This is a genomic window from Pseudomonas fluorescens, from assembly GCF_003732425.1.
Lineage (GTDB): Bacteria > Pseudomonadota > Gammaproteobacteria > Pseudomonadales > Pseudomonadaceae > Aquipseudomonas > Aquipseudomonas fluorescens_BE.
Genome location: NZ_MOBX01000016.1, coordinates 285,980 through 307,284 on the forward strand (window position 1 = coordinate 285,980; position 21,305 = coordinate 307,284).

At 60.7% G+C, this 21,305-nt stretch carries 16 protein-coding genes; 7 read left to right on the forward strand and 9 right to left on the reverse strand.

Annotated features, from left to right (window positions below; all coding sequences use genetic code 11):
• Positions 1 to 383 precede the first annotated feature (383 nt).
• The 4 genes from BK670_RS26970 to ilvD all read left to right on the forward strand — a co-directional run bounded on the left by BK670_RS26970 (position 384) and on the right by ilvD (position 5,755).
• Positions 384 to 1,457 (forward strand): SagB family peptide dehydrogenase, encoded by a 1,074-nt coding sequence (locus BK670_RS26970; RefSeq protein ID WP_123454369.1) that lies wholly within the window; start codon positions 384 to 386, stop codon positions 1,455 to 1,457.
• Positions 1,454 to 2,431, forward strand: coding sequence for a diiron oxygenase (locus BK670_RS26975; RefSeq protein ID WP_123454371.1), 978 nt, complete (start codon positions 1,454 to 1,456; stop codon positions 2,429 to 2,431). Before BK670_RS26970 ends, BK670_RS26975 begins: the two co-directional genes overlap by 4 nt.
• The gene (locus BK670_RS26980) at positions 2,424 to 3,656 is read left to right on the forward strand and encodes an MFS transporter (RefSeq protein ID WP_123454373.1); all 1,233 of its coding nucleotides are present in this window, start codon (positions 2,424 to 2,426) and stop codon (positions 3,654 to 3,656) included. The genes BK670_RS26975 and BK670_RS26980 overlap by 8 nt, the downstream gene beginning before the upstream one ends.
• 257 nt (positions 3,657 to 3,913) lie before the next feature.
• Entirely contained in the window at positions 3,914 to 5,755 is a 1,842-nt protein-coding gene (gene ilvD, locus BK670_RS26985) for a dihydroxy-acid dehydratase (RefSeq protein ID WP_123454375.1), read from the forward strand.
• Positions 5,756 to 5,947: 192 nt separating this feature from the next.
• On the opposite strand, the gene BK670_RS26990 is transcribed toward ilvD, so the two are convergent.
• Positions 5,948 to 7,009, reverse strand: coding sequence for an HAD family hydrolase (locus BK670_RS26990; RefSeq protein ID WP_123454378.1), 1,062 nt, complete (start codon positions 7,007 to 7,009; stop codon positions 5,948 to 5,950).
• 241 nt (positions 7,010 to 7,250) lie between these two features.
• Between BK670_RS26990 and BK670_RS26995 the strand changes: the two genes are divergently transcribed.
• On the forward strand, positions 7,251 to 8,642 hold the full coding sequence (locus BK670_RS26995; RefSeq protein ID WP_095049438.1) for an L-cystine transporter: 1,392 nt from the start codon (positions 7,251 to 7,253) through the stop codon (positions 8,640 to 8,642).
• 110 nt (positions 8,643 to 8,752) lie between these two features.
• Here the strand turns inward: BK670_RS26995 and BK670_RS27000 are convergent, their stop codons facing one another.
• On the reverse strand, positions 8,753 to 9,265 hold the full coding sequence (locus tag BK670_RS27000) for a dihydrofolate reductase (RefSeq protein ID WP_123454380.1): 513 nt from the start codon (positions 9,263 to 9,265) through the stop codon (positions 8,753 to 8,755).
• 85 nt (positions 9,266 to 9,350) lie between these two features.
• Here BK670_RS27000 and BK670_RS27005 point away from each other — a divergent pair, with 85 nt between their 5' ends.
• Both BK670_RS27005 and BK670_RS27010 read left to right on the forward strand, forming a co-directional pair.
• Positions 9,351 to 10,724 carry a DUF2868 domain-containing protein gene (locus BK670_RS27005; protein WP_123454382.1) on the forward strand — a complete coding sequence of 458 codons (1,374 nt, stop codon included), beginning with the start codon at positions 9,351 to 9,353 and terminating at the stop codon, positions 10,722 to 10,724.
• Positions 10,717 to 12,093 (forward strand): GTPase/DUF3482 domain-containing protein, encoded by a 1,377-nt coding sequence (locus tag BK670_RS27010; RefSeq protein ID WP_123454384.1) that lies wholly within the window; start codon positions 10,717 to 10,719, stop codon positions 12,091 to 12,093. The genes BK670_RS27005 and BK670_RS27010 overlap by 8 nt, the downstream gene beginning before the upstream one ends.
• Before the next feature lie 103 nt (positions 12,094 to 12,196).
• On the opposite strand, the gene BK670_RS27015 is transcribed toward BK670_RS27010, so the two are convergent.
• From BK670_RS27015 to BK670_RS27050, 7 genes are all read right to left on the reverse strand, one after another.
• Positions 12,197 to 12,754: a phosphonate degradation HD-domain oxygenase gene (locus tag BK670_RS27015; protein WP_123454386.1), complete on the reverse strand. Its 558-nt coding sequence runs from the start codon at positions 12,752 to 12,754 to the stop codon at positions 12,197 to 12,199.
• Positions 12,754 to 13,887, reverse strand: a complete 1,134-nt coding sequence (locus BK670_RS27020; protein WP_123454388.1) for a TIGR03364 family FAD-dependent oxidoreductase — start codon at positions 13,885 to 13,887, stop codon at positions 12,754 to 12,756. Before BK670_RS27020 ends, BK670_RS27015 begins: the two co-directional genes overlap by 1 nt.
• A gap of 145 nt (positions 13,888 to 14,032) precedes the next feature.
• Positions 14,033 to 15,058, reverse strand: coding sequence for a putative 2-aminoethylphosphonate ABC transporter substrate-binding protein (locus tag BK670_RS27025; RefSeq protein WP_123376160.1), 1,026 nt, complete (start codon positions 15,056 to 15,058; stop codon positions 14,033 to 14,035).
• A 46-nt stretch (positions 15,059 to 15,104) separates the two neighbouring features.
• Positions 15,105 to 16,829: a putative 2-aminoethylphosphonate ABC transporter permease subunit gene (locus BK670_RS27030; RefSeq protein WP_123454389.1), complete on the reverse strand. Its 1,725-nt coding sequence runs from the start codon at positions 16,827 to 16,829 to the stop codon at positions 15,105 to 15,107.
• Positions 16,829 to 17,905 (reverse strand): putative 2-aminoethylphosphonate ABC transporter ATP-binding protein, encoded by a 1,077-nt coding sequence (locus BK670_RS27035; RefSeq protein ID WP_123454391.1) that lies wholly within the window; start codon positions 17,903 to 17,905, stop codon positions 16,829 to 16,831. Before BK670_RS27035 ends, BK670_RS27030 begins: the two co-directional genes overlap by 1 nt.
• A gap of 235 nt (positions 17,906 to 18,140) precedes the next feature.
• A complete protein-coding gene (locus tag BK670_RS27045) occupies positions 18,141 to 19,004 on the reverse strand; it encodes a LysR family transcriptional regulator (protein ID WP_123455127.1) in 864 nt (287 codons plus the stop codon).
• A gap of 16 nt (positions 19,005 to 19,020) precedes the next feature.
• Complete coding sequence (locus tag BK670_RS27050) at positions 19,021 to 21,276, reverse strand: heavy metal translocating P-type ATPase (RefSeq protein WP_123454395.1); 2,256 nt, start codon at positions 21,274 to 21,276, stop codon at positions 19,021 to 19,023.
• Positions 21,277 to 21,305 lie beyond the last annotated feature (29 nt).

Sequence of the window (21,305 nt, forward strand, 5' to 3'; positions counted from 1 at the left end):
TCCCTTCGCTATCTCCCTCGACTTCCTACAATTATATTCCCGCACACATGCAGGAAATTTCCTTACGCCTTTTAATTACTGAAACTTACCCTACAAGTTCATTCCCTACTAAAGATTGCTCCGACAAAATTACTGGAAATTTCCTACTTAATATCCCCTTGCCAATAATCCATTACAAACTATTATGAAGTTGTCACCACGAGGTGACTTCAACTATCAATGAACAAGGAGTTCACATCATGAAAAGTATTTCTCTGGAAAGTAAAAAAATCGCAAACCTGGCTTTTCTGGTTGCCCCTAAAGCCCGCTAAGTAAGTCAGGACGCTGTGGAGTGCCGGCATCCCGGCGTCCTTTTTGACTTTTTCCAGAGTGAATCAACCTACATGCACATCAATCCTTACTTATTCATATTGCCGCGTTCTCCCGGACAAGTTGTGTGGAACTATAAAAACCATACACAACACGAACTCGACCTTAACTACGCAACTCGCCTTGCACAACTAATCAACAACCCCGAACTGTTCGACACCCACAACATAATAGACACACAACTATTGAGTGCGGACATTCTAACCGTTTCAAAAACAGACAATCCGCAATGGGGCTGGGACGAGCTGTCGAAGATTTATCACGTCGGCACGCAAAACATTCCCAGCGAACATACCCCACAGAATATTCACGAGTGGTCCCGACAATATCTCGCGCATTGCAATGAAGTATTGGCCACTCCAGCGCCCGCGACAGATCGCCCGACGCTTGAAACCGAACAGCGTATAACCCTGCCAGCGCCGTGCGCATTGAATGACGACAGCCTGGGAAATGTGCTGCTCCAGCGCAAAACCTGCCGCTCCTACACGGGCGCAGCGATAACCCTGAATGACGTCGGCACCCTGCTTTATCTCTCCCTCGGCTATCTCCATGAACGCGACCATGATCGCGACGACAGCATCGTCCAAGGGCTCAGCGCTCGGCGAAGCAGTCCGTCCGCGGGGGGCCTGAACGCTTGCGAAGGCTTTCTGCTGGCGCAGAACGTCGACGGCCTGGAGCCCGGTATCTATGTCTATCATCCGGCCGATCACACCCTGAGCCGGATTAATCCCCTGCCTGAACCAGCGCTGGGCCAATTGCTCGGCGGGCAGCACTTCATCAACAACCTGCCGCTAGGGTTGTTCATCACCGCCCGTTTTGACCGCCTCTGGTGGAAGTACGAACACTCGCGGGCCTATCGCATGGCCTTCGTTGAAGCAGGCCATTTGTCGCAAACCTTTCAACTGGTCGCCACGGCACTGGGCCTCAACACCTGGCTGACCGGTGCATTTGCCGACCAGCAGGTCGAAGCACTGCTCAATCTCGAGGGCAGCGCTGAACAACCACTGTTCTTTGTTGGCTGTGGACAAAGCGACGGGCAAGTGATGTGCGCCGAAATGCGCGAACTGTTGCGCGAGGGACAGGCATGACCCTGTCGATCGCCGACCCGGATCAAGCGCCGGTGTCCTGGGCGCTCAAATTTACCTTGGGAGACTGGGAGAACCGGGCCTCGGTGCGCAGCAGTACTCATGACTATCAATTGCCCGACGATGTGCCGCTGCAACTGCAAACCCGCCACTGGTTCCCACCGGCATTTCTGCCTTATCTGGCACATCCGGCCATCCAGGCGGCGGGGCGCGACGTACAGCATCGACTGGCAGCCAACCATCTGGTGCATTTTCTCGATTACACCACCTTGCTCGAACACCGCATCGTCAATCGTGCAGTGGAAGTCATCGTGCACCGGGAACTGCCCCTTTACGTACCTCTGCCGATGAAGCACGCCGCGCTGCAGCTCTACACCGACGAGGGTTATCACGCGCTGTTCTCCAATCGTCTCGCCGAGCAAATCGCCGCGTTCTACGGGTTCAGCGGACGTCCGACGCTTCCGAAGCGCATCAGCCGCCTCAACGCACTGATCGCCCGCACCCCGGAAAACAACCGGCCACTGGCATGGTTTCTGCTCGGCTTCGTCTCGGAAACCATCATTGCCCGGGAGCTGCTGGATGTCTGCCGCGACAGCCTGGTGTCCAGCGTGAACGACATGCTGCGCGACCATCTGACCGACGAAGCCCGCCACAGTCGTTACTTCAGCGAAGTGTTCCATTATTTCTGGCTGTCGATGAACAGCCGCCAGCGTACGTTTGTAAGCCGAACACTGCTGGAGATCATCGGGATTTTTTTCGAAGCCGACGAACGCTGGCTGCAACAGAGTCTGCGAGGAGCCGGCATCGCTGACAGTGAGGTGACGGAGATCGTCGGTGGCATGGCATCGGTGCAGGCCAATCGTGCGCGTGCACGGTCAGGCGCCATCGCGACACTGGAGGCACTGCGCAAGGCCGGTTTTTTCGCGCTCCCCCATAACCAGAAACTTTTCGCCAAGGCAGGACTGATCGATGGATAAAGGACAATCCGTGGCAACCGCCCGACAGCGCCGCGCCGCTGTCAGCCTGTTGCTGACCATGGTGCTGCTGGGTGTGTTTCCACTGGATGTTCTGCTGCCTTCCTTTCCGGCACTGGCGACGCACTTTCTCCGTTCACCGGCAGACATCGCACTGTCCATCAGCCTGTTCGCCGTGGGAATCGCGTTTGCCCAGGTTTTGATTGGCCCCCTCTCAGACGTGATCGGCCGCAAGGGCCTGTTACTCGCCGGCATGAGCGTATCGATGCTGGGTGCGTTCGGTTGCGTGATGACCTCCGATTACACGCTGTTCCTGGTATTTCGGGTGATGCAGGCCTTGGGCTGTGGGTGTTTCGTGCTATCCCAGGCGCTAGTGCAGGATCTGTTCGAAGGTGAGGAACGCGACCGGTTGCGGATCCTGATGGTCACGGCGACCGGAATATTCATCTCGGTGTCGCCGCTGGCCGGGACCTTTCTCCAGGCCACACTCGGTTGGCGCGGCAGCTTCTGGGTCTTTACTGCGCTGTCCGCCATGGTGCTAATCAAGGCCTGGCTGTTTTTACCGAGCAGCCGTCCAGCCTCGGGTGGTTCGCCGATCGGCGTCATTCAGTCCTACCGACGCGTATTGGGCGACTTCGAATTTGTCAGCTACTGGCTGATTTCGGCGTTTGCCTTCGCCTGCCACTTCTCGTTCATCGTGATTTCGCCGCTGATTTTCATGGATCAACTGCAGCTCGCGCCTTATGACTTTTCACTGATTCTGCTGGTTTACGGTGCGGCCTACGTTGTCGGCGGGATCCTCGCCGCAGTACTCAATCGACGGATCACACCGGCTCAGCAAATCTTCAGCGGTCTGAGCCTGATACTGCTGTCGGGACTGGCAATGCTGTACCTGGCAGCCAATCATGCGCTGGCGCCGGCCACGGTGTTGATTCCGATGCTGATCTGCACCGCCGGCACCACCATTGCCCGCCCCGCCGCCACCTCTCGGGCCATGAGCCTGTTTCCCGAAAACGCCGGCACCTCGGCCTCGGCGGGCAGTACGATCATCTTTATTAGTGGCGGGCTGATCAGCGCGTTGATCAGTCTCAGTCCGGCCAATCTGCAATCGACGCTGGGCTACAGCTTTGTGTTGCTGAGCGCGATCGCGCTGGTGCTCAACAACCGGCTCAGCCGTCGCGCCAGAAACCTTGAGGCCGGTGTCGTCGCGCAGACCGGCGGTGATTAAAGCCGCCGGTCGTCATTTCAAATACGCCGTCTGCACTGGAACAACGCTTTGCGCCATTCCCTCCAGACGCCAGCGGTGTAGAATCGGCTGATTCATCGCCATTCATCCCCCGGCGGGTTTATGAGCTCAGGCTGAGACCAGCGGCGATCCCGCAACGTCATCGGCAACTTCACGGACACACGGTCATTTCTGAGTGTTCCAGACGTCTATAGAAGCTCACTCCCCTTTGATACCTGATTAGCCGCCCGGAGTGCTCCATGCCAGATTACCGCTCGAAAACATCCACCCACGGCCGCAACATGGCCGGTGCCCGCGCACTGTGGCGCGCCACGGGGATGAAAGATGACGACTTCAAAAAGCCGATCATCGCCATTGCCAACTCGTTCACCCAGTTCGTGCCGGGCCATGTGCACCTGAAGGATCTGGGCCAACTGGTCGCCCGTGAAATCGAACGCGCCGGCGGCGTGGCCAAGGAATTCAACACCATCGCCGTGGATGACGGCATCGCCATGGGCCACGACGGCATGCTCTATTCGCTGCCGAGCCGCGAAATCATCGCCGACTCCGTCGAGTACATGGTCAACGCCCACTGCGCTGACGCCATCGTCTGCATTTCCAACTGCGACAAGATCACCCCGGGCATGCTGATGGCTGCTCTGCGCCTGAACATTCCGGTGATCTTCGTTTCCGGCGGCCCGATGGAAGCCGGCAAGACCAAACTCGCTTCCCACGGCCTCGACCTCGTCGACGCCATGGTGATCGCCGCCGACGCCAGCGCTTCTGACGAGAAAGTCGCTGAATACGAGCGCAGCGCCTGCCCGACCTGCGGCTCGTGCTCCGGCATGTTCACCGCCAACTCGATGAACTGCCTGACCGAAGCACTGGGCCTGGCATTGCCGGGCAACGGTTCGACCCTCGCCACCCACAGCGACCGCGAACAACTGTTCCTGCAGGCTGGCCGCACCATCGTCGAGCTGTGCAAGCGCTACTACGGCGAGAACGATGAATCGGTATTGCCGCGCAACATCGCCAACTTCAAGGCGTTCGAGAACGCGATGATGCTCGACATCGCCATGGGCGGTTCGACCAACACCATCCTGCACTTGCTCGCTGCCGCCCAAGAGGCGGAGATCGATTTCGACCTGCGCGACATCGACCGTCTCTCGCGCAGCGTGCCGCAACTGTGCAAGGTTGCACCGAACATCCAGAAGTACCACATGGAAGACGTGCACCGCGCCGGCGGCATCTTCAGCATCCTCGGCTCGCTGGCCCGCGGCGGTTTGCTGCACACCGACCTGCCGACCGTGCACAGCCGCAGCATGGAAGAAGCCATCGCCAAGTGGGACATTACCCAGACCAGCGATGAAGCCGTGCACCACTTCTTCAAGGCCGGTCCTGCCGGTATTCCAACGCAGACGGCGTTCAGCCAGTCGACCCGTTGGGAAACTCTGGATGACGACCGTGAAAACGGCTGCATCCGCAGTTTCGAACACGCCTATTCGCAAGAAGGTGGTTTGGCCGTGCTGTACGGCAACATCGCTCTCGATGGCTGCGTGGTGAAAACCGCCGGTGTTGACGAGTCGATCCACGTCTTCGAAGGCAACGCGAAGATCTTTGAAAGCCAGGACAGCGCCGTACGCGGCATCCTCGCTGACGAGGTGAAGGAAGGCGACATCGTCATCATTCGCTACGAAGGTCCGAAAGGCGGCCCGGGCATGCAGGAAATGCTCTACCCGACTTCGTACCTGAAATCCAAAGGTCTGGGCAAAGCCTGCGCGCTGCTCACCGACGGCCGTTTCTCCGGCGGTACGTCGGGTCTGTCCATCGGCCACGCTTCGCCAGAAGCCGCCGCCGGCGGCGCGATCGGCCTGGTGCAGGACGGCGACAAGGTGCTGATCGACATTCCGAACCGCTCGATCAACCTGTTGGTCAGCGACGAAGAACTGGCGGCACGCCGCGCCGAGCAGGACAAGAAAGGCTGGAAGCCTGTTGAAGTGCGTCCACGCAAAGTGACCACCGCCCTCAAGGCCTACGCCCTGCTGGCGACCAGTGCCGACAAAGGTGCTGTGCGTAACAAAGCGATGCTCGACGGGCTTTAAGCCTTAAGCGTCGAATAAAAAAATGCCCCGCCTGAGTGCGGGGCATTTTTGTGTCTGACCGAAATCCCAAAGTCACGGCAGATCAAACTGTGGGAGCGAGCCTGCTCGCGAATACGGTATGTCAGAAACAGAGAAGGTGACTGACACTACGCTTTCGCGAGCAGGCTCGCTCCCACACTGGCCCTGTATCTGTTACTGGATTTCTTCTGGCTTGACGATCACCCAGTTCTTGTCCGCCGTCACCGGCAACCCTTCTTTCGCCTGCGCCGCTGCATGCTTGGCCATCATGCCGTTCAGCTGAGTCATGTATTTGTCCTTGCGGTTGACCCACAAGTGAATCCCGCCCTTGGCCACGTCGACATCGTGAAACAGCATGTAACCATCGCTGGTCGGGGTATCGCCGCCAACCAGTACCGGTTTCTTCCATTCGTCGATGTAAGTGAGAATCGCCGCGTGCTTGCCAGCCATCCAGGTGGCCGGGGTCCAAAGGTACGGGGTCAGTTCGAGGCCAAGGTTGGCCTTCTCGTCATATTTGCCAGCGGTGATCTGCTTGCGTGCGGTGGTCAGCTCATGGGTCTCGCGGTTCTTGAGTAGCAGACTCACGCCGATGACATTTTGCGGTTTGACGTTGTAGCCATACTTCGGATCCGCCGCGACCATACGCACCAGTTCTTCCGAGGCGGCGGTCATCACGTAGACCTCTATGCCGTTCTCCATCAGCTTGTTGTACAGCTCTTGCTGGCCGGTGAAGATCTTCGGCGGATTGACGTCGAGTTTCTTGACCACATCGCCTTCGTAATAAGTCGCCGGCACCGGTTTGCCCGAAGCCATCAGCTCATCGACGTAACCCTTGAGCTCTTTGAGGGTGAAGCCGGAGAACACCTGCGCCACCCACGGGTAGCAGACCATGTCGTCGACTTCGCAGAGGCGATAGTAGTAACTGAACAGACTTTCCTTGTGGTCGGCGGTGTCCTTGAACGGCATCAGTTTCAGCGAAGGGTCGAGTTTGTCGCGGGTGATCAGGCCCTTGTTTTCCATGAACGGCAGCAACGACTCTTCGAGGTCGTAGCGGTAACTGGTGTTGTCCATGTCGAACACCGCGTAGTTACCCTTGTTGGCGTTGGCGGCGATCATCGCGTCCAGTGCCTTGGCCTGATCCGCCGGCCAGTGTTTCAGGTCGGTGGCGAACGCCTGAGTAGCCAGGCCCATGCCCACAGTCAGTGCGACAGCCAGAAATTTCGGTGCAAACTTCATAAGCCTCTTCTCCCTGATTCAAAGACATCGACGCTAACAAATAAGTGTGACAGTCCTCGTCTGTCAGCGACCGCCCGCGTCCCCATTGCGCCAGATGCATTGCCAACAGCGACATGCGCTTATTCCAAAAACGACGGACGACCTGCGATTTCGGTATTAATTCATTGCAAATCAAGCTGTTAGGCTTGCCGGTTCGCAGTTGCCCAAGGAGGCGACTGGCACAAGTCTTATCGGAGTCTTCATGAATCTGCCGCTGATCCTCAATCTGCTGGTGTTCCTCGCCCTGCTCTTCGGTCTGGCGCAAACCCGCCACACCACGTGGAGCCTGGCGAAAAAAGTCCTGCTCGCGCTGGTGCTCGGCGTGGCGTTCGGCGTAGCGCTGCACACCGTTTACGGTGCCGGCAACCCGGTGCTGAAAGCGTCGATCGGCTGGTTCGATCTGGTCGGCAACGGCTACGTGCAGTTGCTGCAAATGATCGTCATCCCGCTGGTGTTCGCCTCGATCCTCAGCGCCGTGGCGCGTCTGCACAACGCCTCGTCGCTGGGCAAGATCAGCTTCCTGACCATCGGCACCCTGCTGTTCACCACCGCGATTGCGGCGCTGATCGGCATCGGCCTGACCAACCTGTTCGGCCTCACCGCCGAAGGCCTGGTCGCCGGCACTCAGGAAATGGCCCGTCTGCAAACCATTCAGACTGACTACGCGGGCAAGGTTGCCGACCTGAATGTGCCGCAACTGCTGCTGTCGTTCATCCCGCAGAACCCGTTTGCCGATCTGGCGCGGGCCAAGCCAACCTCGATCATCAGCGTGGTGATTTTCGCTGCATTCCTCGGGGTCGCGGCGCTGCAGCTGCTCAAGGATGACGTCGAGAAAGGTCAGAAAGTGATCAACGCCATCGACACCCTGCAAGCCTGGGTGATGCGTCTGGTGCGTCTGGTGATGAAGCTGACCCCGTATGGCGTGCTGGCGCTGATGACCAAAGTGGTCGCCGGTTCCAACTTGCAAGACATCATCAAACTCGGCAGTTTCGTCGTGGTGTCGTACCTCGGTCTGGGCCTGATGTTCGTCGTGCACGGTTTGCTGGTGTCGGCGGCCGGGATCAACCCGCTGCGTTTTTTCCGCAAGATCTGGCCGGTGCTGACGTTCGCGTTCACCAGCCGTTCCAGCGCAGCAAGCATTCCGCTGAGCATTGAAGCGCAGACCCGTCGTCTGGGGATTCCGCAATCGGTGGCGAGTTTTGCCGCTTCGTTCGGCGCGACCATCGGCCAGAACGGCTGTGCGGGTCTGTACCCGGCGATGTTGGCGGTGATGGTTGCGCCAACGGTTGGCATCAATCCGCTGGATCCGCTGTGGATCGCGACGTTGGTGGCGATTGTCACGCTGAGCTCCGCCGGTGTGGCGGGCGTGGGTGGCGGTGCGACGTTTGCCGCGCTGATCGTGCTGCCGGCGATGGGCTTGCCGGTTTCGCTGGTGGCGTTGCTGATTTCGGTTGAGCCGCTGATTGATATGGGCCGCACGGCGTTGAACGTCAGTGGCTCGATTACCGCTGGGGCGATTACCAGTCAGGTGATGCAGCAGACCGATAAAGAATTGCTGGATGCCGATGAGCATGCGGAGCTTGCTCAGGCTTAACTGCAACACATACTTGTGGCGAGGGGATTTATCCCCGTTGGGTTGCGTAGCGACCCCATTATTTTGGGGCTGCTGCGCAACCCAACGGGGATAAATCCCCTCGCCACAATTTAGGCTTTTTCCCAAACTTCGAAGTTGTACGCGGGCTTATCTTCAACCGCCGGGTTTTCAACGTTGGAAACCAGCTTCCACTGGTTCAAATCAAACGCCGGAAACCACGCATCCCCTTCCGGGCTCAACGCCACGCGAGTCAGATACAGACGATCCGCCTGCGCCAGCCCTTGCGCATACAACTGCGCGCCACCAATCAGCATCAGCTCATCGACGCCCTGCGCCTTCGCCCACTCCTCGGCGCGAACCACGGCGGCCTCCAGCGATGAGTAGACCTCGGCACCTTCGAGCACCAGACCGGTCTGACGGCTGACCACAATGTTCAAGCGCCCCGGCAATGGCCGACCGAGCGAATCCCAGGTCTTGCGACCCATGATGATCGGCTTGCCCAAGGTGGTGGCCTTGAAGTATTTGAAGTCCCCCGGCAGGTGCCAGGGCATGCTGTTGTCGACGCCGATCACGCGGTTTTCACCGAGGGCTGCGATCAGGCTGAGGGGCAGTGATTTAGTCATGCCGGCGAGGATACCAGAGCCGCGCTTACCCCGATAAGCGCCACAGCGGTTATGCTCTTCAATCAATTTAGCGACGGGAAGCCGCGTGACTGAACTGACTCCACTGCAAAACCTCTGGCTCACCGAAACCGTGCGTCTGCGCGAAGAACACGCAGGCACTCTGGATGATCTGGAAGCCAACCGACTGGCGCGCACGGCCGGCGGTGATCTGCCGAGCCGTATTCAGCGCCGGGCGCTATGGCTGGCCGACCGCGACGGGCTGACCGCTGCCCTCAAACACTGGCTGCAAGGTGCGCGCCTGGCGCTGGTGCTGCTGATGATTTTCGCGGTGCTCAGTGGCGCCTGTCTGGCCTTCGCCGCGCTGGGGCAAACACCGGTCAATGTGTTCTGGGCCTTGGGCAGTCTGCTCGGATTGAACCTGATCCTGCTGCTGAGCTGGGCACTGGGGTTGATCTTTGCCGGTGAACACGGCGCCACCCTCGGAAGACTGTGGCTGTGGCTCAGCGAGAAACTTGCCCGCGACGCCAAAGCCGCGCAACTGGCGCCGGCCTTGTTGTTGGTGCTGCAACGCAAGAAACTCAATCGCTGGGCGCTCGGTACGCTAGTCAACGGCTTATGGTTGCTGGCAATGCTCAGCGCACTGGTGCTGCTACTGACGCTGATGGCGACCCGGCGCTACGGCTTCGTCTGGGAAACCACGATTCTCAGCGCCGACACCTTTATCCACGTCACCCATGCGCTCGGTTATCTGCCATCGCTGCTCGGTTTCAATGTGCCGACGGTGGAGATGATCCGCGCCAGCGGCGACGGCGCACTCGATATCGAAAGCGCTCGTCAGGCCTGGGCGACGTGGTTGGTCGGCGTGTTGGTGGTGTACGGCGTACTGCCACGTCTGCTATTGGCACTGTTGTGTTTCTGGCGCTGGAACAGCGGCAAAGCCGCGTTGCATCTGGACTTGAACCTGCCCGGCTACGCGCAATTGCGCGAACGTCTGATGCCAACCAGCGAACGCCTCGGCGTCAACGACCCGGAGCCGACGCAACTGCACCGCGTCGAAAGCAGTGTCGGCGAACTCGCCAGCGAAGGCGCGTTACTGGTCGCCATCGAACTCGACGAACAACGCCAATGGCCGCCCGCGCTGCCAAAAAATGTCAGCAACGCCGGCATTCTCGACAGCCGCGAATCCCGCCACAAACTCCTCGAACAACTCAGCCGCTTCCCGCCGGCGCGTCTGGCGATTGCCTGCGACCCACGGCGCTCGCCGGATCGTGGCAGCCTCGCCTTGATCGCCGAACTGGCGCGCAGTGCGGGCGAAACCCGCGTCTGGCTGCTGCAAGCGCCGCCCGGCGAAGCACTGGACGCTGAACGCCTCGGTGACTGGCACGTCGCGTTGCAACAACTGGAGTTGCCGTTTGCCGATTGCGCGCCGTTGAACTGGCTGGAGAACGGTCATGACTGATGCCTTCAAAGCGCCGCTGAAACTCGCGGTGGTCGGCCACACCAACGTCGGCAAGACATCGCTGCTGCGTACGCTGACCCGCGATGTCGGCTTCGGCGAAGTCTCCCATCGCCCGAGCACCACCCGGCACGTCGAAGGCGCGCGGTTGTCGGTGGACGGCGAACCGTTGCTTGATCTCTACGACACGCCGGGCCTGGAAGACGCCATCGCCCTGCTGGATTTTCTCGAACGCCTGGAACGCCCCGGCGAACGCCTCGACGGCCCGGCGCGGCTGGCGCGGTTTCTCGACGGCAGCGAGGCGCGCCAGCGTTTCGAGCAGGAAGCCAAAGTGCTGCGGCAACTGCTCGCCTCCGACGCCGGTCTGTATGTGATCGACGCCCGCGAGCCGGTGCTGGCCAAGTACCGCGATGAACTGGAAGTGCTCGCCAGTTGTGGCAAACCGCTGCTGCCGGTGCTGAATTTCGTCAGCAGCGCCAACCATCGCGAGCCGGATTGGCGCGAGGCGCTGGCGCGGCTCGGGCTGCATGCGCTGGTGCGTTTCGACAGCGTCGCACCGCCGGAGGATGGCGAGCGACGGTTGTATGAAAGCCTCGCGCTGCTGCTGGAAAATGCCCGGCCGCAGCTGGAACGATTGATTGCTGATCAGCAGGCTCAGCGCCTTGCGCGTCAGCAAAGTGCGGCGCGTTTGATCGCCGAGTTGCTGATCGACTGCGCCGCGTGTCGGCGCAGTGTGGTCAGTGAAGCGGAACAGGAACAGCACGCCATCAGCGAATTGCGCAAGGCCGTGCGTCAGCGTGAGCAGCGTTGTGTCGAAGCGTTGCTCAAGCTCTATGCGTTTCGCCCGCAAGATGCGGCGGCCAGTGATTTGCCGTTGCTAGACGGGCGTTGGGGCGATGACCTGTTCAACCCGGAAACCTTGAAGCAACTTGGTGTGCGCGTGGGTGGCGGGATTGCAGCCGGCGCGGCCGCCGGGGCTGGCGTCGATTTGCTGGTGGGCGGGATTACCCTCGGCGCAGCGGCGTTGGCAGGTGCGATTGCTGGCGGTGCGCTGCAAACGGCGCGCAGTTATGGCAGTCGTTTGCTGGGCAAGCTCAAAGGGCAGCGGGAATTGACGGTGGATGATGGCGTGTTGCGGCTGTTGGCGTTGCGCCAGCGGCAGTTGCTGTTGGCGCTGGATCAGCGCGGGCATGCAGCGATGGACGCGGTTCAGGTGGCGACACCGCAGGATAAAACCTGGCGTGAGGGTAAGTTGCCGGAGGCGTTGAGCAAAGCGCGGGCGCATCCGCAGTGGTCATCGTTGAATCCGCAGGCGAAGTTGAATCAGGCTGAGCGGCAGGAGCAGATTGAGTCTCTGGCCACAGATTTGTAGCGCTTGATCTGGCGCCATCGCGAGCAGGCTCACTCCTACAATGGATCGCGCTCATCTTGTAGGAGTGAGCCTGCTCGCGATAGCCGCAACTCAGTCCAGAGACTCAAATTGTCAGCAGCCGCGCCGCTTTCTCCTTCAATACACCCAGATCCATCACCGGCACCGCCCTCTCCTTGGCCAGCTCATCCCACTGCCGCATCCGCAAACTCACCGCACACAACGGATCACGCTCAAACACATTCGCCTCAGCCTCCGTCATCACCCCACCCTGATACGCCAACGTCCTGCGACTCGCCTCACTCAACCGCTCAAAATACCCCGGCTCACGCAACGTCAAATAACGCTTGGCCTCAACGTGATACTCCACCAACCGCGCCATCCGCTCGCTGAACCCGGCCTCACGCAAATAATCCGCGCCAAGCCGTTCATGGCTGACCACGCCATAGCCGCCCATGTTCTGCGCACCCTCGGCACACAGATGGCCGATGTCGTGGAAGAACGCGGCGAGCACCACTTCATCATCAAAACCTTCAGCCATCGCCAACTGCGCGGCCTGAGACATGTGTTCGATCTGCGACACCGGCTCGCCGATGTAATCGCTGGTGCCAAAGCGTTCATACAACCCAAACACGCGGGCAATGACTTGCTCGTGACCTGTCATCAAACCTCCTCCAGCAACTGCGCGATGTTGCGCTCGGCCATGGCCGGACCGACGCTCATGCCGACGCCCGTGTGCATCAACGCCACACTCAGCCCCGGCGCCGGACGCAGGAATGAAAACGGCCCCGGCCCCCGGGAACCATAGACGCCCTGCCAACGCTCGACCACTTGCACCTTGCAGCCCAGCGTCTGCTCGGCCAGTTCGAGCATCCAGTTGTCCACTTGCTCGGCGTTGAACGGTGAAGGGTCGCTGCCGTAATGGTGCGAGTCGCCGATGATCAGTTCGCCGTACGGCGTCGGGCTGATCAGCAGGTGGATGCCGTTGTCGTGCAGGTGCGGTTGCTCGCGCAGGATCTGCGCCTGCACCGCCGCCGCTTCTGGTAGATCCGCGAACGCGCCGTAATGCACGCAACTCAAGCCGGTGAGCAAGGCGTGTTGCAGATTCAGCTCGACCTGCGGTTTGGCGCGGAGCATTTGCAGACGGCAGATTTGCGGCTCGAGTGCGGCAATCGGCTCGGCGAGCAAGGTCTGATAATCGTGGCCGGAGCAGACGATGATCTGCTTCGCCGTGAAGCTGCCGGCGGTGCTATGTAGACGCCCCGGTTCGACGTCGCGCACCAGCGTGGAGAAATGAAACGCCACGCCAAGGTCGCGGCGCAGGTAATCGATCAGTGCCGGAATCGCTTCGCGCGAATACAGCTGTTGATCGTCCATGCCGTGCAACGCGGCGCGGTGGTGGCTGAACTGGCCTTGATACAGATCGCGCAAGGCAGCGCCGCGCAGCAACTGGATGTTGTAACCGTGCTCCACGGCGCGACCGTTGCAGAAGGCTTCCAGCAGATGTTCTTCGGCTTCAGTGCGGGCGAACAGATAGGAACCGTTGCGCTTGATCTGCAAACCGGCGAGTTGCGCCCAGTCGCCCCAGATGTCGCGGCTGGCCTTGGCCAGTTCGAGCATCGGTCCGGGTGGCTGGCCAGTGACCAGCGCCTGGCCGAAGTTGCGCACCGAGGCGCCGAGGGGGGTGGCGGTGCGTTCGAAGACGGCGACCTTGAGGCCGCGTTTGGCGGCGGCGTAGGCGTGGGAGAGGCCCAGAATGCCGGCGCCGACGATGAGCAGGTCTTGGTGGTGTGTCATTTAGAAATGTCCTGCATGAGAGACCGCTTTCGCGAGCAGGCTCGCTCCCACAGGGATTTTTAGTGCCCACAGCATTTGCGTTCACTGAAGATCCAATGTGGGAGCGAGCCTGCTCGCGAAGGGGCCCTGTCAGTCGATAAAGATCTTACTTGGCCGCCACTTTCTCGGACTTGCCGTCATAACGCTTGCGCCATTCGGTGAGGATCTCGTCGCGATTCTTCGAGGCCCAGGCAAAGTCGTTCTTGATCAGGCGCTGCTCGTAGTCGGCCGGCAGTTCGGTCTGCGGCTTGGCGATGCCCGGCTGGGCGAGGACAGCGAAGTTCTCCTTGTACAGATCCATCGCCTCGGCGCTGGCGGAGAAGTCGGCGAGTTTCTTCGCCGCGTCTTCATGCGGCGTGCCTTTGATCACGGCGGTCGCTTCGATCTCCCAACCCAGACCTTCCTTCGGCAGGATGATGTCCAGCGGCGCGCCCTGACGCTTCAGCTGCACGGCCGGGTATTCAAAGGAAATGCCGATCGGGAACTCGCCCGCCGCTGCCAGTTTGCAAGGCTTGGAACCGGAGTGAACGTACTGGCCGATGTTCTGGTGCAGACCGTCCATGTAGGCCCAGCCCTGTTTCTCGCCGAAGGTTTGCAGCCAGGCGCTGACGTCGAGGAAACCGGTGCCGGACGACGCCGGATTCGGCATGACGATCTTGCCCTTGTATTCAGGCTTGGTCAGATCCTGCCAGCTCACTGGCTTGGTCAGGCCCTGCTTCTCGGCCTCGACGGTGTTGAAGCAAATGGTCGCGGCCCACACGTCCATACCGACCCAGGCTGGCGGGTTGGCGGCATCGCGGTAGTTCGCACCGATCTTGCCGAGATCCTTCGGCGCGTAGCTTTGCAGCATGCCTTGCTGATCGAGGATCGCCAGGCTCGAAGCGGCCAGGCCCCAAACGGCGTCAGCCTGCGGACGGGCCTTTTCGGCGAGCAGTTTGGCGGTGATGATCCCGGTGGAATCACGTACCCACTTGATTTCGACGTCCGGGTTGGCCTTTTCGAAGGCTTCCTTGTAGGACTTCAGTTGTTCGGCTTCGAGGGCGGTGTACACCGTCAACTCGGTTTTTGCCGCGAAGGCATTCAGGCTGAAAGTAGCGAGCACAGCAGCGGCCAGGGCCATAGGCTTGAACATGATCGTTTTCCTGTCTTTTGAGTTGAAGGGCAGTTGAAGGTGCAAATCAGTGACCCGGCGCGGTTTGCCGCCAGGCCTGGGAACGGCGCAGCAAGCCGCGCGAAGCCCACGCCAGCAGCAAGGACACGCCCGCCGAGGTGAACAAAATCAGAGTCGACATCGCCGCCGCGCCGCCAACGTTGCCGGCGTCATCCATGTTCAGCACCGCCACCGCCGCGAGGATAGTGTCGGGGCTGTAGAGGAAGATCGCCGCCGACACCGTGGTCATCGCCGAGACGAACAGGTAGCGCACGATGTCGAGCAATGCCGGCAGGCAGATCGGTACGGTCACGCGCAGGTAATGCCGGTACAGCGGCGCCTTGAGCGACAGCGCGGCGGCTTCGAACTCGGCGTCGAGCTGACGCAGCGCGGTGGTCGCGGTCATTTGTGCGGTGGTCAAATAGTGAGCAATGGTGCAGACGATCAGCAGCGTCATCGTCCCGTAGAGCACGTGCAACGGGTTGCCGGTCAGGTTGAAAAAGAAGACGTAACCCAGACCGAGCACCAGCCCCGGCACCGCCATCGGCACGAAACTGAGCATGCGCAGGGCCAGATTGAGGCCGCGCTGGCTGCGGGTTTTCTCCATCAGGTAAGCGCCGGTGAAGATCAGCACGCTGCCGATCAACGCTGTACCCAACGCCATCTTCAAACTGTTGCTGTAGGCCAGCCAGCCACCGCCGGCGGTTTCATTGAACTGGTAGTGGTTGAGCGACAAAGACAGGTTGTACGGCCAGAACTTCACCAGCGACGAAAACACCGCCATGCCGAACACCAGCAACAACGCCGCACTGATCAACAGGACAATCGCCAGATAGCAGCCATCGCGCAGCTTCGACGGCGCCGGTTTAAACACCTGCGCGCGGCCACTCATCGAGTCGCCGTGACGTCGACGCAACCAGGCATCGACGCCGAAGCTGAACAGCGCCGGCAGCAACAGCACCATGCCAATCAACGCGCCGCGACCGAATTGTTGTTGGCCGACCACAGCTTTGTAGGCTTCCAGCGCCAGCACTTGATAGTCGCCACCGACCACCACCGGCACGCCGAAATCGGTGATGGTCAGGGTGAACACCAGACAGAACGCGGCAAACACAGCCTGACGCGTCGCCGGCCAGGTGATGCTGCGAAAGGCTTTGGCCGGACTTGCGCCCATGCTCGACGCCGCATCGAACAGTCGCGCATCGGCCAGCGACAACGCCGAGAGCAGAATCATCAACGCATGGGGGAAGGTGTAAATCACCTCACCCAGCACAATTCCCCAGAACCCGTAGATGTTGTCCGAGAGCAGACCGCGCAACATGCCTTGGTTGCCGAACAGATAGACCAGCGCAATGCCCGGCAGCATCGACGGCGCCATCAGCGGCAGCAAGGAGATGCCGCGCCAGATGCCCTTCGCCGGAATCATTGTGCGTTGCAGCGCGTAGGCAAACAGATAGGCCAGCGGTACGACGATGGCCGCAACGCTAAGGGAAACTTTCAGGCTGTTGCCGAGCAGCCAGTGAAAATTCTCGCTGCTGACCAATTCCTTCGCCGCAACCCAGCCACCGCCCTGCCCGGCTTCACTGCTGAAGCCGCGCCAGAAGATCGCCAGCAACGGCAGCAACACCGCGACGCCGAGCAACAGCAGCAAGACAACTTTGCCGCCGACGACAAAAATGCGGTCGCCGATCTCGGCTTTCGAAGTCTGCCGCACCTGCTTGTGCGGTAGCGGCAGCGCGAGATTGCTGTTCATCAGGCAAACACCTGCAGGCTGCGCGGCGGCAACGCGACCATGATTTGCTGAGCGCCGAGGCGCGGCATGGCTTCCGGCGCCAGTTCGGCGAGTAGTGCGTGACCGGGCAATTGATCGAGTTCGAAGCTCATGCGGCAGCGGTTGCCGAGAAAGGTGATCTCGCGAACTTTGGCCGGGAACAGGTTTTCCTCATGCACCAGCGGATTGACGTTGATCGCTTCCGGGCGGCAGAACAGTCGGCCCGAGGCGCCGCTGACGCTGCCATCCGCCAGACGCACATTCATCCCGCCGACCCGGGCATGACTGTCGCTGCTGCGCTGGAACGGCAGCCAGTTGCCCTGGCCGACAAACTCAGCCACGAACGGCGTGGCCGGGCGGTTGTAGATTTCCTGCGGGGTAGCGTACTGCTCGACACGACCGTTGTTCATCACGGCGATGCGGTCGGCCATCAGCATGGCTTCGTCCTGATTGTGCGTGACCATCAGGGTGGTGATGCCGAGATTGCGTTGCAGCTGGCGCAGCTCGGTGCACAGATGCTCGCGCACCCGGGCGTCGAGGGCCGACATCGGTTCGTCGAGCAACAGCAGCGACGGTGCCGGCGCCAGAGCACGGGCCAGTGCAACCCGTTGCTGTTGACCGCCGGACAATTGGCCGGGGTACTTTTTCTCACTGCCGGTGAGGCCGACCAGTTCCAGCATCTCACCCACACGGCGGCGCACTTCGTCGCGACCGCTGCCGGCGAGGCCGTAGGCAATGTTCGCTTCGACGGTCAGATTGGGGAACAGCGCGTAGGACTGGAACAGAATCCCGTAGTCCCGCGCTTGCGGGGCGAGGTGCGAGACGTCGCGGTCACCGAGGTACAACTCGCCACTGTCCTGTTTCTCCAGACCGGCGATGCAGCGCAGCAGCGTGGTCTTGCCGCAACCCGACGGGCCGAGCAGGCACACCAGTTCACCGGCGGCGACGTCGAGGGAGACGTTATCCAGGGCAGTGAACGCGCCGAAGCGTTTCTGCACGCCGCGCACTTTCATCGGTGCGCCGGGGCTGGTCAGGGTGGTTGCGATGGCAGGATTCATGGGACAGACCTCATCAAGCAGATGGGGCCAATCCTAGAGTTGTAATGCGTCCGTCATGTGGCAGTGAGGCAAAAACTGGTGATAGTGGTATTCGGGGATTTTGGTTCAGATTGTGTGTTGCCTGGGCTGACGCCTTCGCGAGCAGGCTCGCTCCCACAGGGGATAGTGTTCACAACCCAAATCCAATGTGGGAGCGAGCCTGCTCGCGAAGAGGCCAGCTCGCACACTGAAGATCTCAGGCCGGGGACATTTCCTGCGCCAACCCAAGAAACGCCGCCGGCAACCGCGCGCCCTTGCGCTCCTTGAGGCAATACAGATATTCAGGAATCTGCGGCGCATTCTCGATGGTCAACACGTGCAACTGCGGATCATGCGGCACTTCCTGCCGGGCAATGATGCTGATGCCGATATTGCGCAGCACCGCCTCACGGATCGATTCACGGCTGCCGATTTCCAGCAACGGACCGAAACTGACCCCGGCACTCGCCAGCAACTCTTCCGTCAGCCGCCGCGTGGTTGAACCCGACTCGCGCATCAACAAGGTATGCCCGGCCAGAGCGCTCAACGTCACATGCTCATGGGCCGCCAGCGGATGATTGCGATGCACCGCCAGTACCAGCGGATCAGTGCCGAGCACCCGGCGAATCAACCGCGCATCGTCGAGCAACTGCGACGAAGCGGCGACGTCCACCCGGTAATCCTCCAACGCTTCGAGCACCTGCTGCGAATTACCGATTTCCACCGACACTTCCACTTGCGGCAAGCGCTCGCGAAAGGTCTTCACCAGATCGAGGATGTAATACGGCGCCGTAGCGGCAATCCGTAACGTGCCCTGCACCTGACCGCTGTTGCGCAGGAAAAACTCGATGTCCGCCTCTTGCTGCAACAGCGCCTTGACCATCGGCAGCAACCGCGCGCCTTCATCACTGACGCTCAGACGGCGGCCGCCACGGTAGAACAGCTCCACCGAGTACTGACTTTCCAGATTGCGAATTTGCGTGGTCACGGTCGGTTGGCTAAGGCCGAGCTTCTTCGCCGCCAGCGTGATGCTACCCAGGCGGGCGACCATGTAAAACGCTTTCAGCTCGGCACTCAGCACAACCATCCCTCATCGTCTATTTGCGCAACAGGCGCAAACCGTTGAACACCACCAACAGGCTCACGCCCATGTCGGCGAACACCGCCATCCACATGGTGGCAAGTCCGGCGAAGGTTACCCCAAGAAAGATAGCCTTGATCACCAGTGCCAACGCGATGTTCTGTTTCAGGATGCTCGCGGTATTGCGCGACAGGCTGATGAACGCGGGGATCTTGCGCAGATCGTCGTCCATCAGGGCGACATCGGCGGTTTCAATCGCGGTGTCGGTACCGGCCGCGGCCATGGCGAAACCGATCTCGGCGCGGGCCAGTGCCGGGGCGTCGTTGATGCCGTCGCCGACCATGCCGACGCGATGGCCCTGCTTGTACAGGTCTTCGATGGCTTGCAGTTTGTCGGTCGGCAGCAAGTCGCCGCGAGCCTCGTCGATGCCGACCTGCGCGGCAATCGCCTGCGCGGTGTGGACGTTGTCGCCGGTGAGCATCAGGGTTTTCACCCCGAGTTCATGCAACTGGCGGATCGCTTCGCGGCTGGTTTCCTTGACGGTGTCAGCCACGGCGAACAGCGCCAGCGGGCCGGAACTGTCGAGCAGCAGCACCACAGATTTGCCCTGCTTCTCCAGTGCGAAGAGTTTTTCTTCCAGCGCTGGCGAGCACAGACCGAGTTCTTCGACCAGGCGATGGTTGCCCAAATGGTAAGTCTGGCCATTGATTTGACCTTTGACGCCACGCCCGCCCAACGCTTCGAAGTTATCCACAGTCAGCGCGGCGAAGTTTTTATCCACAGCGGCGTTAGCGATGGCCAGCGACACCGGGTGATCGGAACGCCCGGCCAGTGCGGCAGCAATTGCCGGGGCCGTGGCGTCGGCGGTCGGGTCGAGGGACAGGTAATCGGTCTGCACCGGTTTGCCGTGGGTAATGGTCCCGGTTTTATCCAACGCCAGATAGTCGAGCTTGAAACCACCCTCCAGGTACACGCCACCCTTGACCAGAATGCCTTTGCGCGCCGCTGCCGCGAGGCCGCTGACGATGGTCACCGGGGTGGAAATCACCAGTGCGCATGGGCACGCGACCACCAGCAACACCAGCGCGCGGTAGATCCAGTCGAACCACGCCGCGCCCATGAACAGCGGCGGAATGATCGCCACGGCCAAGGCAAAGACGAACACCACGGGCGTGTAGATTTTCGAAAATTGATCGACGAAACGTTGAGTCGGTGCGCGCGCGCCTTGGGCCTGTTCGACGGCGTGGATGATTCGCGCCAGCGTCGAATTGTTCGCCGCTGCGGTCACCGTGTATTCCAGCGAACCGGCCTGGTTGATGGTGCCGGCGAAGACTTTATCGCCGACGGTTTTTTCTACCGGCAGGCTTTCCCCGGTGATCGGCGCCTGGTCGATGGTCGAACTGCCGCTGACCACTTCGCCGTCCAGCGCGATACGCTCGCCGGGTTTCACCCGCACGCGGGCACCGAGTTCGACGCTTTTCACTTCCTGTTCAAGCCAGGTGCCGTCGGCCTGCTGCACCGTGGCCTGTTCCGGGGTCATCTGCATCAAGCCACTGATGGCGTTACGGGCACGGTCCAGCGAGCGCGCCTCGATCAATTCGGCCACGGTGAACAGGAACATCACCATCGCCGCTTCCGGCCACTGCCCGATCAACACCGCGCCGGTCACCGCGATACTCATCAGCGCATTGATGTTGAGGTTGCGGTTCTTCAGGGCGATCCAGCCCTTTTTGTAGGTGGTCAGGCCGCCGCTGAGGATCGACACCAGCGCGATGATCGCCACCACCCAGGTCGGTGCAGCATTGGTGAAGTGGATCACTTCGGCGGCGAGCGCACCGACACCGGACAGCGCCAGCGGCCACCAGTGTTTTTTCACCTGCGCAGAGGCCGGCGCTTCGACACCCGCCTCCAGCGGCTCGGCATGCATGCCGAGGGATTTGATCGCATCGATGATCGGCGCGTTGTCCGGCAGCGTGTGGGTTACGCCGAGCACGCGGTTGATCAGGTTGAATTCCAGTTGCTCAACGCCGGCCAGTTTGCCGAGCTTGTTCTGGATCAGCGTCTGCTCGGTCGGGCAGTCCATCGCCTCGATGCGGAAACTACTCAGCCGCGCATCGGCGCTGGTCTTCTCGCTCAGTTGCACTAACGCAGGCGCGGCGGCTTTCGACGAGCAGCAAGAATCGCCGCCATGTGAATGGTTATGCACAGGCTGCAATTTGTGGCTGTGATCGTGTCCGTCGCCGGGCTTGTGGGTGTGCTGGGAATCGCTCATTGGTCGCGTCCATGAAGGTGCCTGTTGCC

Coding starts and splice junctions, on each gene's coding strand:
- BK670_RS26970 (WP_123454369.1), top strand. CDS start 384: ATGCACATCAATCCTTACTTATTCATATTGCCGCGTTCTCCCGGACAA.
- BK670_RS26975 (WP_123454371.1), top strand. CDS start 1,454: ATGACCCTGTCGATCGCCGACCCGGATCAAGCGCCGGTGTCCTGGGCG.
- BK670_RS26980 (WP_123454373.1), top strand. CDS start 2,424: ATGGATAAAGGACAATCCGTGGCAACCGCCCGACAGCGCCGCGCCGCT.
- ilvD (WP_123454375.1), top strand. CDS start 3,914: ATGCCAGATTACCGCTCGAAAACATCCACCCACGGCCGCAACATGGCC.
- BK670_RS26990 (WP_123454378.1), bottom strand. CDS start 7,009: ATGAAGTTTGCACCGAAATTTCTGGCTGTCGCACTGACTGTGGGCATG.
- BK670_RS26995 (WP_095049438.1), top strand. CDS start 7,251: ATGAATCTGCCGCTGATCCTCAATCTGCTGGTGTTCCTCGCCCTGCTC.
- BK670_RS27000 (WP_123454380.1), bottom strand. CDS start 9,265: ATGACTAAATCACTGCCCCTCAGCCTGATCGCAGCCCTCGGTGAAAAC.
- BK670_RS27010 (WP_123454384.1), top strand. CDS start 10,717: ATGACTGATGCCTTCAAAGCGCCGCTGAAACTCGCGGTGGTCGGCCAC.
- BK670_RS27015 (WP_123454386.1), bottom strand. CDS start 12,754: ATGACAGGTCACGAGCAAGTCATTGCCCGCGTGTTTGGGTTGTATGAA.
- BK670_RS27020 (WP_123454388.1), bottom strand. CDS start 13,887: ATGACACACCACCAAGACCTGCTCATCGTCGGCGCCGGCATTCTGGGC.
- BK670_RS27025 (WP_123376160.1), bottom strand. CDS start 15,058: ATGTTCAAGCCTATGGCCCTGGCCGCTGCTGTGCTCGCTACTTTCAGC.
- BK670_RS27030 (WP_123454389.1), bottom strand. CDS start 16,829: ATGAACAGCAATCTCGCGCTGCCGCTACCGCACAAGCAGGTGCGGCAG.
- BK670_RS27035 (WP_123454391.1), bottom strand. CDS start 17,905: ATGAATCCTGCCATCGCAACCACCCTGACCAGCCCCGGCGCACCGATG.
- BK670_RS27050 (WP_123454395.1), bottom strand. CDS start 21,276: ATGAGCGATTCCCAGCACACCCACAAGCCCGGCGACGGACACGATCAC.